Annotated in this window: 14 protein-coding genes; 11 read left to right on the top strand and 3 right to left on the bottom strand. The window is 66.7% G+C overall.

Annotated elements, in window-relative coordinates:
* From A9J21_RS26105 to fliD, 4 genes are all read left to right on the top strand, one after another.
* Positions 1 to 891: formylglycine-generating enzyme family protein (locus A9J21_RS26105; protein WP_066740798.1), on the top strand; the 891-nt coding region annotated here is incomplete at its 5' end.
* Complete coding sequence (locus A9J21_RS26110) at positions 884 to 1,705, top strand: MetQ/NlpA family ABC transporter substrate-binding protein (protein WP_082926615.1); 822 nt, start codon at positions 884 to 886, stop codon at positions 1,703 to 1,705. The genes A9J21_RS26105 and A9J21_RS26110, both read left to right, overlap by 8 nt.
* The gene (locus tag A9J21_RS26115) at positions 1,699 to 2,604 is read left to right on the top strand and encodes a YkgJ family cysteine cluster protein (protein WP_066740800.1); all 906 of its coding nucleotides are present in this window, start codon (positions 1,699 to 1,701) and stop codon (positions 2,602 to 2,604) included. The genes A9J21_RS26110 and A9J21_RS26115 overlap by 7 nt, the downstream gene beginning before the upstream one ends.
* Before the next feature lie 182 nt (positions 2,605 to 2,786).
* Positions 2,787 to 4,244, top strand: coding sequence for a flagellar filament capping protein FliD (fliD, locus tag A9J21_RS26120; protein ID WP_066740801.1), 1,458 nt, complete (start codon positions 2,787 to 2,789; stop codon positions 4,242 to 4,244).
* 248 nt (positions 4,245 to 4,492) lie between these two features.
* On the opposite strand, the gene A9J21_RS26125 is transcribed toward fliD, so the two are convergent.
* A complete protein-coding gene (locus A9J21_RS26125) occupies positions 4,493 to 6,052 on the bottom strand; it encodes a methyl-accepting chemotaxis protein (RefSeq protein WP_066740803.1) in 1,560 nt (519 codons plus the stop codon).
* Positions 6,053 to 6,379: 327 nt separating this feature from the next.
* On the opposite strand from A9J21_RS26125, the gene A9J21_RS26130 reads away from it, so the two are divergent.
* Both A9J21_RS26130 and A9J21_RS26135 read left to right on the top strand, forming a co-directional pair.
* Entirely contained in the window at positions 6,380 to 6,982 is a 603-nt protein-coding gene (locus A9J21_RS26130) for a PAS domain S-box protein (RefSeq protein WP_066740805.1), read from the top strand.
* A 100-nt stretch (positions 6,983 to 7,082) separates the two neighbouring features.
* Complete coding sequence (locus tag A9J21_RS26135; protein WP_066740807.1) at positions 7,083 to 7,619, top strand: dihydrofolate reductase family protein; 537 nt, start codon at positions 7,083 to 7,085, stop codon at positions 7,617 to 7,619.
* Between the two features lie 81 nt (positions 7,620 to 7,700).
* Here A9J21_RS26135 and A9J21_RS26140 read toward each other — a convergent pair whose 3' ends face one another.
* The gene (locus tag A9J21_RS26140) at positions 7,701 to 9,128 is read right to left on the bottom strand and encodes a PLP-dependent aminotransferase family protein (RefSeq protein ID WP_066740809.1); all 1,428 of its coding nucleotides are present in this window, start codon (positions 9,126 to 9,128) and stop codon (positions 7,701 to 7,703) included.
* A gap of 91 nt (positions 9,129 to 9,219) precedes the next feature.
* On the opposite strand from A9J21_RS26140, the gene A9J21_RS26145 reads away from it, so the two are divergent.
* Both A9J21_RS26145 and A9J21_RS26150 read left to right on the top strand, forming a co-directional pair.
* Complete coding sequence (locus A9J21_RS26145) at positions 9,220 to 9,651, top strand: cupin domain-containing protein (RefSeq protein WP_066740811.1); 432 nt, start codon at positions 9,220 to 9,222, stop codon at positions 9,649 to 9,651.
* Between the two features lie 21 nt (positions 9,652 to 9,672).
* Positions 9,673 to 10,128 (top strand): carboxymuconolactone decarboxylase family protein, encoded by a 456-nt coding sequence (locus tag A9J21_RS26150; RefSeq protein WP_066740813.1) that lies wholly within the window; start codon positions 9,673 to 9,675, stop codon positions 10,126 to 10,128.
* Between the two features lie 92 nt (positions 10,129 to 10,220).
* Here A9J21_RS26150 and A9J21_RS26155 read toward each other — a convergent pair whose 3' ends face one another.
* Positions 10,221 to 10,775 (bottom strand): host attachment protein, encoded by a 555-nt coding sequence (locus A9J21_RS26155; RefSeq protein ID WP_066740815.1) that lies wholly within the window; start codon positions 10,773 to 10,775, stop codon positions 10,221 to 10,223.
* 370 nt (positions 10,776 to 11,145) lie between these two features.
* Here A9J21_RS26155 and A9J21_RS26160 point away from each other — a divergent pair, with 370 nt between their 5' ends.
* From A9J21_RS26160 to A9J21_RS26170, 3 genes are read left to right on the top strand one after another with little or no spacing between them, the layout of a single operon-like run.
* Positions 11,146 to 11,799: a PepSY-associated TM helix domain-containing protein gene (locus A9J21_RS26160; protein WP_066740817.1), complete on the top strand. Its 654-nt coding sequence runs from the start codon at positions 11,146 to 11,148 to the stop codon at positions 11,797 to 11,799.
* A 43-nt stretch (positions 11,800 to 11,842) separates the two neighbouring features.
* The gene (locus A9J21_RS26165; protein WP_066740819.1) at positions 11,843 to 12,364 is read left to right on the top strand and encodes a DUF2271 domain-containing protein; all 522 of its coding nucleotides are present in this window, start codon (positions 11,843 to 11,845) and stop codon (positions 12,362 to 12,364) included.
* A 23-nt stretch (positions 12,365 to 12,387) separates the two neighbouring features.
* A complete protein-coding gene (locus A9J21_RS26170; RefSeq protein WP_066740821.1) occupies positions 12,388 to 13,224 on the top strand; it encodes a DUF4198 domain-containing protein in 837 nt (278 codons plus the stop codon).
* Positions 13,225 to 13,231 lie beyond the last annotated feature (7 nt).

Raw genomic sequence — 13,231 nt, forward strand, 5'->3', positions numbered from 1 at the left:
GCCTACACGGGTCTGCCCGACGACTGGCGCAAGCAGGGCACGGCAGGCATGGCGCACGTGCGCGGCGGCGAGTTCGTGCCGGGTACCACGCTTGGCTATCCGGACGAGCGGCCCGCGGGCAAGACGCGCGTGGGCAGCTTCTGGATCGACCGCACCGAGGTGACCAACGCGCAGTTCGCCGCCTTTGTGCAGGCCACTGGCTATCGCACCGACGCAGAGCGCGCCGGCGAGGCCGTGGTGTTCCACAAGCCGACGGGCGATGAACTGCAGCAGCGGCCCTATGCGTGGTGGTCGATGGTGCGTGGGGCCGACTGGCGGCATCCGTCGGGCCCGGCGTCCACGATCGATGGCAAGGACAACCAGCCGGTGACGCTGGTGACGCAGGCCGATGCGCGCGCCTACGCGCAGTGGCTGGGCCGCGAGCTGCCGACCGAGGATGAATGGGAGTACGCAGCCAAGGCCGGGCAGACCGGTGCGGCCCTGGAGACCGCACCCAGCAGCGCGGACGGCACACCCACGGCCAACTACTGGCAAGGCGTGTTTCCCGTGCTGAACAGTGCCCGCGACGGCTTCGAAGGCCTGGCGCCGGTCGGGTGCTATGCGGCAAACGCCTTCGGCCTCTACGACATGATTGCCAACGCGTGGGAATGGACTGCCGATCCCTACACCGGGCCGCGCCAGTCGCACGCCAATGGCGATACCGCATTCGTGGCGGCATTGTCCGGCCGATGGGGCCAGCCGCGCGATACGCGCATGGCTGTCATCAAGGGCGGCTCGTTCCTGTGCGCGCCAGACTTCTGCGTGCGCTACCGGGCATCGGCGCGCGAACCCGCCGAGCGCGACCTGCCGACATCGCATATCGGCTTCCGGACGGTGCTGCGCGATGGTTAAGACGCTGTTGGGAGGGCTGGGACTGGGACTGGCCTGCGCCTGGGCGCTGCAACTGCCGGTGTGGGCCGGGACAACGCCTGAAACCCGGGCTGGAACCCAGGCCGATACACGGCGTGTCGTGCGCATCGGGGTCGTGACGCCAGGTGACCGAGAACTTGTGGAAGCCGCGTCGGCATCGAACGAGGGCGGTACCGTGCAACTGCAGGCCATCTCGTTGCCCGGGATTGCCGAGGTACGCAAGGCGCTGCATGCACGACGCATCGATGCGTCGATTGCGGACGACGGCCAGTCACTGGCGGGCGATGCATCGGCCTGCACGGTGGCGTACACGGTGACCTATCCGATGGGACTGTACGCGGACAAGATCGCGGCGCTGCGCCAGGTGCCTGTCAACGCGGTCATCGCCATCCCGGCGAACCGTGCCGATCAGGGGCGCGCGCTGCTGCTGCTGCAAAACCATGGGCTGATCCGCATCGATGGCGAGGCTGGCCTGCAGCCGCAGGTCAGTGACATCGTCGACAATCCGCGCAAGCTGCGGTTCGAGCGCCTGCCGGTTCAGCGGCTGCCCGCCGCATTGCGCCGCAGCGCGCTGGTGGCGCTGCCCTATGCGGCGGCGGATGCCGCGGGCCTGGCGCCTGCGCGCGACGCGCTGGGCATCGAGGATGCCCGTGTACCGTGGGCCAACGTGCTGGCGGTACGTGCGGCCGATTGCCGGGCGGACTGGGTGGCGCCGACGGTGAAGGCGCTGCATTCCCCGGCGGTGAAGTCGTTCATCCTGACACGCTTCAACGATTCGGTACGCCGGCCATGGTAGACCGGGCGCCCGTCGCGGCCGGCTTTCATTGCACCGCGTGCGGCAAGTGCTGCAATTCCCCGCCGCTGATGAGCGTGGACGAGCTGTTCCGCCATGCCGGCCGCTTTGTCGGCGCGCTGTCGCTGCGGCGCGTGCGGCCGCCCCGCGCCGGCACGCGGCACGTGGTGGACGGCCATATCGTGGAAGTCACCGCCGACGACGTGGCGGCGTTTGCCGCGCTGGCACGCCGCCAGGGCCATCCGCTGCCCGATGGCAACACGCTGATGATCGCCACGCAGGCCATCGACTATCCGTCGCACGGCCGCTGTCCGGCGCTGGCCGATGATGGCCGCTGCACGATCCATGCCGCGCGGCCTTCCACCTGCGCCATGGTGCCGCTCGATGCATGGGTGCCGGACCGGCTCCAGGTCGTGTCACTGGCCGCCAAGCGACGGGGCGGCGAGCACGATATCGGCGCCGACTGCGTGTCCATCATGCCGCAGGTCCCCTTGCCGCCTGACGCGATCCCGCTGGTTGCGGCAGGCGCGGTTGCCAACCCCGAATACGCGACGGCCCTGTCGCGGCGCCGCGATGACGAGGCCCAGGAAAAGCACCACTGGGGCGATGCCGTGTACCGCCTGCTGACGCCCGAACTGCTGGGCCCGTCGCGCGGCATCGAATCGGTCCCGTTTGCCGGATACCGGACGCTGCCACTGGTGCCGGTGCTGGCCGTGCTGGCCGATGACGGCCCCGAGGCGCGCGCCCGTTGCCTGGGCTTCATCGCGGCCCAGCGCCAGCTGATTGCCGTGTCGGTCAACGCCGCGCTGGCCCGGCGCCGCGCCGATGACAAACCGATGACAGCGCAACTCCGGCAATTCGACACCGCCTTGTCCGCGCTGGCCCAACGTCTGGCGCACTGACAGTTTTGTGCCGCATAAGGCTCATGTATCGGATGTAGCCCCTCTTCGTATCGTCTTTGTATCGTTTCTGTACCAAAAAGCCTAAAGAACCACTTTTGGCCGACGTAAACGTGGATGTCAGGACATTCAGGCGACGCAGCGCCTGGGTGACAAAGAAACGAACAAGAAGAAGGGCACAAAACATGGCATCGATTTCCTCCCTCGGGGTTGGGGCCAACCTCGAGCTGTCCACATTGCTGGACAAGCTATCCGAGGCCGAGCGCGCGCCGTTGAAGTCGCTGGACAACCAGCACTCGGCGTTCCAGACGCGCTTGACCGCCTATGGCACCGTCAAGAGCATGCTCACCAGCTTCCAGGCCACGGCCAAGGCGCTGATGAACCGGGACACGTTCGGCGCGGTCAAGTCCGCCGTGGGCAACACCGACATCATGACGGTGACCACCGGCGCCAATGCCGTCCCCAGCGACCTCAGCGTCAACGTGACGCGCCTTGCGCAGGCCCAGTCGCTGGCCGGCAACGGATATGCCAAGCAGGACGTGCAGATCGGCTCCGGCACGCTGACGTTCGAATTCGGCACCACCACCGGCTGGGACGAAGCCAGCGGCACCTATCTGAGCCCCGGGTTCAACCCCAATGCGGCCACCACGGACGTGCCCAACCCCCGGACGGTCACCATCGAGCCGGGCAAGGGGTCGCTGCAGGATATCCGCGATGCCATCAACAAGGCCGGCATCGGTGTCAAGGCGAGCATCATCAACGATGGCAGCGCCACGCCGTACCGCCTGATCCTCACGTCGGACAAGACCGGCGAAACGATGAGCATGCGCATCACGGGCTCGTCGCCCGAACTGCAGGGCGTGGCGGGCTACGACCCGACCACGCCGGGTTCGAACGCGATGAAGGAGACGCTGCGCGCCACCAATGCAGCGCTGACGGTCAATGGCATTGCCATCACCAGCACGAGCAACACCGTGGTCGACGCCGCGCAGGGCGTGACCATGACGCTCAAGAAGACGGGCACCACGTCGCTGTCGATGACGCAGGACACCGACAGCATCAAGAACTCCATCCAGGCGATGGTGACCGCCTACAACAACATCCAGTCGACGATCAAGTCGCTGACGGCGTTCGACACCAAGGCGCTGACCAAGGGCGCGCTCAACGGCGACACCTCGATCCGCGGCATCCAGACGACCATCCGCGCCGTGCTGAACACGCCTGAGGCGGGTATGCCGGACAAGGCCCCGACCATGCTGGCCGCCATCGGCGTGTCGATGCAGAAGGACGGCACGATGGCGATCGACAGCAAGAAGCTGGACGCCGCGCTGAAGGACAACCTGCCCACCGTGACGCAGCTGTTCGCGGGCGACGGCACCACTGGTGGCTTCGGCCGCCGGCTGTCCGACGCGGTGGACCGCATGACGGGCGAGAGCGGCCCGATCGGCTCGGTCACCAGCGGCATCGAGCGCAGCATGAAGGACATCGAGAAGCGCTACGAGGACATGAGCGTCCGCATCGATGCAAAGATCGAACGCTACCGCAAGCAGTTCACGCAGCTGGACCTGGCGGTGGCGCAGATGAACAACACGAAGAACTACCTGACGCAGCAGTTCCAGGCACTGACGAACGCGAAGAAGTAAGACACTTCAGGCTCGCGCCTGGGGCGGGGAAGGGCGATGGCTTCGGCTATCGCCCTTTTGTTTTGGGTCGGCCGAGCGGAGAGGGTGGCTTTGTGCCAAGCGTCGATCCACCCCGGCCGACTTCCCGACGCCATCGAAATAGCCCACCCTCCGCACATCAAACAAAACGGCCCGCATCGCTGCGGGCCGGAAGGTCTGGCTAGATTGCTATAACGCTGTCACGCGTTTCTCTTCGGACTTCCCTCTTCCTACAACGCACCCGCCAACCGGAACTGTCCTACCGCGCGGTGCAGGGCATCGGCCTGGTCTTCCAGCGATGCCGCAGCCGCTGTGGCTTCCTCCACCAGTGCGGCGTTCTGCTGTGCCATCTGGTCCATCTGGGATACGGCCTGGTTGACCTGCTCGATGCCGCCGGTCTGTTCTTCGGTGGCCGCGCGCATTTCGCCCATCAGGTCGGTCACGCGCTTCACGGCGCCGACGATTTCCTCCATGGCCTTGCCGGCGCCTTCCACCAGCGTGGCGCCGTCTTCCACGCGCTGCGCGGAATTGTCGATCAGGGCCTTGATCTCCTTGGCGGCGGTGGCGGAGCGTTGCGCCAGGCTGCGCACCTCGCCGGCCACCACGGCAAAGCCGCGGCCCTGTTCACCAGCGCGGGCGGCCTCCACGGCGGCGTTCAGCGCCAGGATATTGGTCTGGAATGCGATGCCTTCGATCACGCCGATGATGTCCACCACCTTGCCCGATGCGGCCTTGATCTCGCCCATGGTTTCCACCACCTTGTGCACGATCTCGCCGCCGCGCACGGCGATGTCCGATGCGCCCTCGGCCAGGTGGGCGGCCTGGCGTGCGTTATCGGCGCTCTGGCGTACGGTGCTGGTCAGTTCCTCCATGCTGGCGGCGGTTTCTTCCAGCGAGGCAGCCTGTTCCTCGCTGCGGCGCGACAGGTCGACGTTGCCGGCCGCGATCTGGCGCGCGGCGCCGGCAATGGAGTCGGCCGATCCGCGAATCTGACCGATGGCGCCGGTCAGGCGCGCCTGCATCTGCTGCATGTTGTAGAGCACGCTGTCGCGGTCGTGGGGTGCGGTCTCCACATGGGTGCCCAGGTCGCCGTCGGCGATACGCGCGGCGATCCTGGAGGTCAGTGCCGGCTCGCCGCCAAGCTGCCGCTGCAGGCTGATCGAGATGCGCACCATGACCACGCTCATCAGCGCGCCCACGGCAACCAGCCAGCCCAGTGCCTTCCAGAGTGCGGTGCGGAATTCGGCCTGGATGTCGTCCAGGTACAGGCCGGCAATGAAGTTCCAGTCCCACGGCCTGAAGTTCAGCGCGTAGCTGAGCTTGGGCTGCGGGGCGTCGGCACCCGGCTTGGGCCACAGGTATTCGATGAATCCCTTGCCGGTGGTCTTGCCGATCTGTGCGATGTCGCGGAACAGGTAGATGCCGTTGGCATCCTTCATGTCGGACATGTTCTTGCCGTTGAGTTCGGCCTTGATGGCATGCATCAGCACCACGGTGTCGGAGCGCATGATGGTGAAGTAGCCGTCGGCGCCAAAGCGCATGGCGCGCACGCGGTCGATGGCCTGCTTCTGTGCGTCTTCGGCGCTGATCCTGCCGGCACGGGCCATGGCCTCGTATTCGGCAACCACTGAATTGGCGGTGTCGGTAACCTGCTCCAGGGCGACCTTGCGATCCTGCAGGCGCTGCTCGCGCATCTGCCAGACGTTCCACAGCGTGATGGCCAGCAGGCAGACCCAGCTCAGCACCAGCGGCAGCATGAGCTTCTTTCTCAGACTCAATTCTTGCAACATCCCATCTCCTCCATTTCGCTTCGTTGATCGTCGGGGCGCTTTTCGAGACGTCCTCTCTATGAGCGGCGCTAACGGCCGTCCACGGCGGAAACTTGATTGGGATTGCTACCAATATGGGAATAGTGAAGAAGGCGCCGCTTTACGGCGGTGGCACGATCCGCGAGGCAGTATCTGCATCGCCAATGACCTCCCGGGCGGTGTCTGGCTATGGCAGTATCTCCAGAATCGTCGAATCTGACGCAGGGACTGCGGATCGGCACAACGTAGCCGGGCCAAACGGTGCGGATCGCGAGCGGACAAAGAGTGGGCAGAGCGGATAGAGTGGACATGGGCACGGAGCAATTGACCGAAGACGCCATCCTCACCCTGGCGGACGAAGCGCCGGAAACCGTATTCCTGGTGGACCGGGGTGGCATCGTTCGCTATGTCAATGCACACTGCGCCGAGACGCTGGGCTTTGCGCCGTCCGACGTCATCGGACAACCCATCATCGAACTCGTGCTGCCTGGCGACCGGGACCGCACGCTGAAGGAAGCGGCGCAGGTGCTGGCCGGGCGGGACCGGGTTGGATTCGAAAATCGCTATCAGCATCGCGATGGGCGGGCGATCTATCTGGCATGGCAGGCCAACTGGCTCGGTGCGCATCAGTTGCGCATGGGCTTTGCGCGTGATGTGACGGCGTTGCGGCAGCCGGCCTGCGCGCATCTGCTGGCGCCAGAGCTGCTTGGCGTGCTGGAACCCGTGGAGCGCGACGTGCTGGTGCTGCTGCTGACCGCCGCATCGGAAAGTCAGATCGCCAGCCGGCTGGACCTTGGTCCGGCCAGGACCCAGGCGCTGGTGCTCAGCGTGTTTCGCAAGCTGGGCGTGCCGGGCCGTCTGGGCCTGATGAGCCTGTGCCTGCGCGGACTGGAAGCGCCGGTCGAAGCCTGACCACCGGCGCCGCCGGCCTGCGGCACCCGTGGCACCCGCGCCATCCACGCCATCGCGCGAAGCGAGCCCACCCCACACCAGACAGGACCACAGACCCTTGATGATCAGCGGACACGTTTTCATTGCCACCAGCCTGGATGGCTACATCGCGCGGCCCGATGGCGACATCGGCTGGCTGCTGGAGCGGGACGATCCCGCTGAAGACCACGGCTATGCCGACTTCATCGCGGACAAGGACATGATCGTCATGGGCCGGGGCTGCTACGAGAAAGTGCTGACCATGGGCGACTGGTTCTACGACCGCCCCGTGCTCGTCCTGTCCCGGCAACTGGCGGGCCAGCCGGTGCCCGCGCCTCTGCAGGGCAAGGTCCGGTTTTCCGGGCACAGCCCATCCGAGGCCATGGCCGAACTGGCGGCGCAGGGCGTGCGCCGCGTCTACGTTGATGGCGGCCAGCTGATCCAGTCGTTTCTGCGCGATGGGTTGATCGCCGACATGGTGGTTACCACGGTGCCGGTGCTGATCGGGGCGGGCAAGCGGCTGTTTGGCGCCCTGCCGCGCGACGTGAGCCTGGCGCTCGAATCAAGCCGGCACTTTCCGTCGGGGCTGGTGCAGTCGACCTGGCGCGTGCTGCGCTAGGCAACGACCCGGGACACCGCTGCCATCGATCACCCGGTCGCAAGCCGTCGCCAGGTGAATGGCGCGCCCCGCCTGCAGTGGTCAGGCGAACTTGCGGATCAGCTGCTGCAGCCGATCGCAGGCATTCGGCACCTGGTGCTCGATCGCGGTGGCTACACCAAGCAGCAGCCCGGCGCGCTGCGTATCGGGCGAACAGTAGAACGCCGACAGCGGCGCAGGCGCCAGGCCGTAGGCATAAGCTTCGCGGGCGATGCGCCGGTCGTCCGCGCCATCGGGAAGTTGCACCACCACGGCCAGGCCAGCCGGGTAGGCATGGAACTGCCGTGCCGCCAGCGCGGCCAGCAGCGTCTGGCTCCGGGTTGCATAAATGCGCTTCATGCGCCGCAGATGCCGCAGGTAGTGCCCGTCGTGCATAAAGGCGGCGGTCGCCATCTGCACGGCGGGGCCGGGCGCGGAACCCAGGCACGCCACGGCTTCCTCGAACCGCGCCCCCAGGGCGGCCGGCACCACGGCAAAGCCAAGCCGCAGCGTCGGGCTGATGGTCTTGCTGAATGACCCGATATGGATCACGCGGCCGTCGCGATCCAGCGATGCCAGTGCTGGCGCGGCACGGCGCCTGAGCTGGAGTTCGCCCAGGTAGTCGTCTTCGATGATCCAGGCGTCGGCGCGGCTGGCCCAGTCGAGCAGCTGCATCCGGCGCGCCAGTGACAGCGTGGGGCCCAGCGGCGCCTGCTGGCCGGGCGTGACCATGGCAAGCGCGGCATGCGGGGCCAGGCGTTCGCCCTGGGCGATGTCCATGCCGTCCTCGTCCACGGGCACGGGTACCGGCGTCAGCTGGGCGATGGCCAGCGCGTTGCGGCTGAGCAGGAATCCCGGGTTCTCGACCCATGCCTGGCGTCCCGGCGCCTGGATCACGCGCAAGGCCACCCCCAGTGCGCCGGTAAAGCCGGCCGCGATAAATATCTGCGACGGCTGGCAGGCGATACCGCGCGCCAGCGCCAGGTGGGCGGCAATCTCGCGCCGCAGCGCATGTTCGCCGCGCGGGTCGGGATACGACGCGGGCGCCTCGATTTCGTCGCGCGCCGCCCGCGCACGCAGCCGTGCAAACAATGTGGCCGGAAAGCAGTCCGACGCCGGCACCCCCATCTGGAACACCGCCGGGCCGGGCAGAAAGTGCTGGTACAGCGCCGATTGCAGATCGGATTCCACCGGGCGTCCGGGCTCCGCCACGCTGCGCGATGCCGGCGTCAGATCGGCAACGCGCGTGCCGCCGGCGCGTGATGAAACCAGCCATTGCGCATCCACCAGCCGCTCGTAGGCGGCCTTTACCGTGCCACGCGCGACGCCGAGTTGTGTCGCAAGATCCACCCATGACGGCAACCGGGCGCCGGGCAGCAGCACCCGGTTTTCGATGGCGCTGGCAATGCCCAGCCGGATCTGCTCGGCGAGCGAGGTCGGCGACTGGCGGTCGAGCTTCAGGTCGAGCTTCAGGTCGAGCAGGGGCGTCATGGGGTCTGGTACAGCGGGATTTTCGGTTTTTGGTTCTTTTGAATGCACCACCGAGCGTCCATGATTCTATCCATCAACAAGGAGATGCATCATGAAATCCAGAAGCATTTTGGTATCCGTCCTGGCCGCAGCCGGGCTGGCCCTCGGCGGCGCCGCCTTTGCGCACGGTACTTCGGACCATGGCGCGGCCGAAAGCGTCAAGCCGAACTTCTCGCACGCCATTCCCAATATTCCCGGCAAGTCGGTGGTCGCCGTGGAGGTGGACTATGCGCCGGGTGGCGCGTCGAAGCCGCATGTGCATGCCAAATCGGCGTTCATCTACGCTTACGTGGTGTCGGGCAGCATTGCCAGCAAGGTGAACGACGGGCCCGAGCGCGTCTACAAGGCTGGCGAATCGTTCTACGAGGAGCCTGGCTCGCGGCACCCCGTCAGCCGCAATGCAAGCAAGACCCGGCCGGCAAAGCTGCTGGCCGTGTTTGTCGTCGACACCGGCGACACGAACCTGACGACCTACGAGCAGTAATCCCGCACCAAGGAGCTTGAAATGAGACTGGACTACACCAAGGCAGCGCCGAATGGCGTGAAGGCGTTCGGCGGCGTGTATGGCTACATCATGCAGTCCGGGCTGGAGGATGTGCTCGTCGACCTGGTCTATCTGCGCGTCAGCCAGATCAACAACTGCGCCTATTGCCTTGACATGCATACGCGCGACCTGATCAAGAAGGGGGTATCGCCGCAGAAGCTGGCGCTGGTACAGGCCTGGCACGAGGCAGGCGCGCTGTTCAGCGACCGCGAAAAGGCTGCGCTGCGCTGGGCCGAGTCGGTGACGCGCGTGGCGGACACCCATGTACCCGACGCCGATTTCGCGGTGGCCGCAGCAGCATTCAGCGAGAAGGAACTGGCCGACCTGACAATGGCGATCGGCCTGATGAACGCCTTCAACCGGCTCGCCATCAGCTTCCGCCGTGGACCGGATTCGGCCCAGGCTGCCGAAGCCTGACGCCTTGGGCCCTGGCATCTGAGGCCCGTTGCACCAGGCGCGCCCGCCGGGACGCGCCTCATGCGCCAGCGGCTGGCGTTCCTGCCGGGCGCCTAGCGCATCGGCAGGTTGCCAATGGCATTGCCGCCACCCTGCCCGGTGCCGATGCGCGGATCGCGGCGTGCCGGCACGATGCCATCATCGGCCATGCGCTGCTGCAGGTCCTGATCGGGAAGCTGGCAATAGTCCTTGCCCAGTTCCCGCGTCACGGTGTCGCCCACGGATTGCGGCAAGGCCTTGCGCAGCAGCCCCAGAAAGCGGGGCGGTGCGATCACCACCAGTTCGTCGAAGCGCTGCTTGTTGCGGGCGTCCTCGAGCATCTTCGCCACCCGGCGCGCAAACAATTGCGCTTCCTGGTGGATTTCGTCCTCGCCCGCCGATGACACGACCGTCGCCATGCGGCCGGCATGCGCGCCGGGGTGCCCGGCATCGCCCTGCACGGACGCCTGCGCCCGCCGGCCATAGGCATCGCGCCGCAGGTCGGCATTGTCCGCATGGGCGCCGGCATCCGTGATCTTCTCGACCTCTTCCAGGCGCGCGTTGTCGCCCCGCGCGGCAACTATCCTCGCAACACCCTCGTCCGCAACAAGGATCCAGACTGTTTTCATGAGACGTCTCCGATTGCGGCCTGGGAATCAGGCCCATGAAATCAGGGCCTGCAAACGCCACGCCACCCGGCTGGCCCGACAGGTTCCGGGCGTTCACGCCCGATATGCGGAGCCGGGGCGGCACCAATTGCAGGTTCGACCGGCAGCGGCGCAAGAATTGCCGACACGGCGGCCTGGCGCGGCAACGGCCCTTCGCCAGCGTAATCAACCGTAACCAAAACGGCTGGCCGCAGCGTGGTCCACGGGTTGCCGCACCAAATGAGAACAATTATCATCCTTCGGCTCGCGGCGATTTTGTGATGTCATCGCCAGCTCCGCAGCGGATGACGCGCCGTCCGGCGCACCCCGCGCATCGTCTCAAGCACCCTGAATGACCGACACCGCGCCAGTTTCCGGCCAGCAGCGCCGCGCGTTCTGGCTCAAGCATCTTCACCAGTGGCACTGGATCAGTTCCGCGATCTGCCTGATCGGGATGCTGATGTTCGCCATTACCGGATTCACGCTCAACCACGCCGGCCAGATCGAGGCGCGGCCGAAAGTGGTCACGCGCAGCGAGACCGCGCCGCGCGATGTGGTTGGTGCGCTGCGCAGCGCCATGCCGGCCGGCGCCGACACGAAGAACCAGAAGGGGCCGGTACCGCCGGTGCTGGCGGACTGGCTGGCCCGCACGCTCGACGTTGACGCATCCGGGCGCGACGCCGAATGGTCGGCCGACGAAATCTACGTGGGCCTGCCGCGTCCCGGCGGCGATGCCTGGGTCAGCGTGGCGCTCGATTCGGGCGAGGTGCAGTTCGAATCCACCTCGCGTGGCGCCATCTCGTACCTGAACGACCTGCACAAGGGCCGCAATACCGGTCGGGCGTGGAGCCTGTTTATCGACGTGTTCGCCATGGCCTGCCTGGTGTTCAGCGTGACGGGCCTGTTCCTGCTGAAGCTGCATGCGGCGGGCCGCATCGCCACCTGGCCGCTGGTGGGCGCCGGGCTGGTGATTCCGCTGCTGCTCGCCATCCTGTATATCCACTGATCCGCTTTCCCTTCCCATTCCATCGAGAAAGGTAGTTTTGACAATGCGCCGACTCCTGACCGTCACCTTGACCGGCATTGCCGCCGCGCCGCTGGCGCCCGTCATGGCCGCCGACCTGAACGTCAAGGTGGAGATTCCCCGCCTGAACGTTGCCGAATACCACCGCCCGTACGTGGCGATGTGGATCGAGCGCGCCGACCAGAGCCCGGTGCAGACGCTGGCGGTCTGGTACGACGCCAGGAACAAGGAGGGCGAAGGCACCAAGTGGCTCAAGGACATGCGCCAGTGGTGGCGCAAGGCTGGCCGCGACATGCAGATGCCAGCCGACGGCGTGTCCGGCGCCACGCGCGCTCCGGGCGAGCACACCCTGAGCTTCCAGGACGGCAAGGCCCCACTGGGCAAGCTGCCGGCCGGTGATTACCAGCTTGTGGTGGAAGCCGCCCGCGAAGTGGGCGGGCGCGAACTGGTGCGCGTGCCGTTCTCGTGGCCGGCCCGGGCCGCCCAGACCGCCAGTGCCAAAGGCGAACACGAACTCGGCGGCGTGACCGTCGAAGTCAAACCTTGATGCGAACCGAACGGAGTCCGACGATGACCAGGCCTGCCCGCTTCTCCCCCCGTTTTTCTGCCCGCCTCGCCGTCCTGGCGCTGGCCGCCCTGGCCCCTCTGGCCGCCCACGCGCACCGTCAATGGCTGCTGCCCTCGGCCACCGTGCTGTCCGAGAAGGACGCCTGGGTGACCGTGGACGCCGCGGTGTCCAACGACCTGTTCTACTTTGAACATGTGCCGATGCGGCTGGACAACCTGGCCGTGACCGCGCCCGACGGCAAGACCGCCGTGCCGGCGGAGAACGCATCGACCGGCAAGTACCGCAGCACGTTCGACCTGCACCTGACCCAGCCCGGCACCTATCGCGTGGCCGTGGTCAACCAGGGCGTGTTCGCGAGCTGGAAGGAAAATGGCCAGACCAGGCGCTGGCGCGGTGCTGCCGATACGTTTGCCAGCAACGTGCCGGCCGGCGCGCAGGACCTGCAGGTGAACGAAATTGCCGGGCGCGTCGAGACCTATGTCACCAACGGCCGTCCGACCAAGCAGGTGCTGACCACCACCGGCAAGGGCCTGGAACTGGCGCCCATCACCCATCCGAACGACCTGATCGCCGGTGAAACGGCCAGCTTCCGCCTGCTGCTCGACGGCAAGCCCGCGGCCAACCAGAAGGTGTCGGTGGTGCCGGGCGGCATCCGCTACCGCGACCGCCTGAACGAGATCGCGGCCACGACCGACGCCGACGGCAAGTTCAGCGTCAAGTATCCGGCCCCGGGCATGTACTGGATGGAAGCCGAGACGCGTGACGACAAGACGTCGATCAAGGAAGCCAAGGCGCGCCGCGCCACGTACGCAGTGACCGTGGAAGTGCTGCCGCAATAAGGCAACC

The organism is Cupriavidus sp. D384 (assembly GCF_001652915.1).
In the GTDB taxonomy this organism is placed as follows: Bacteria; Pseudomonadota; Gammaproteobacteria; order Burkholderiales; family Burkholderiaceae; genus Cupriavidus.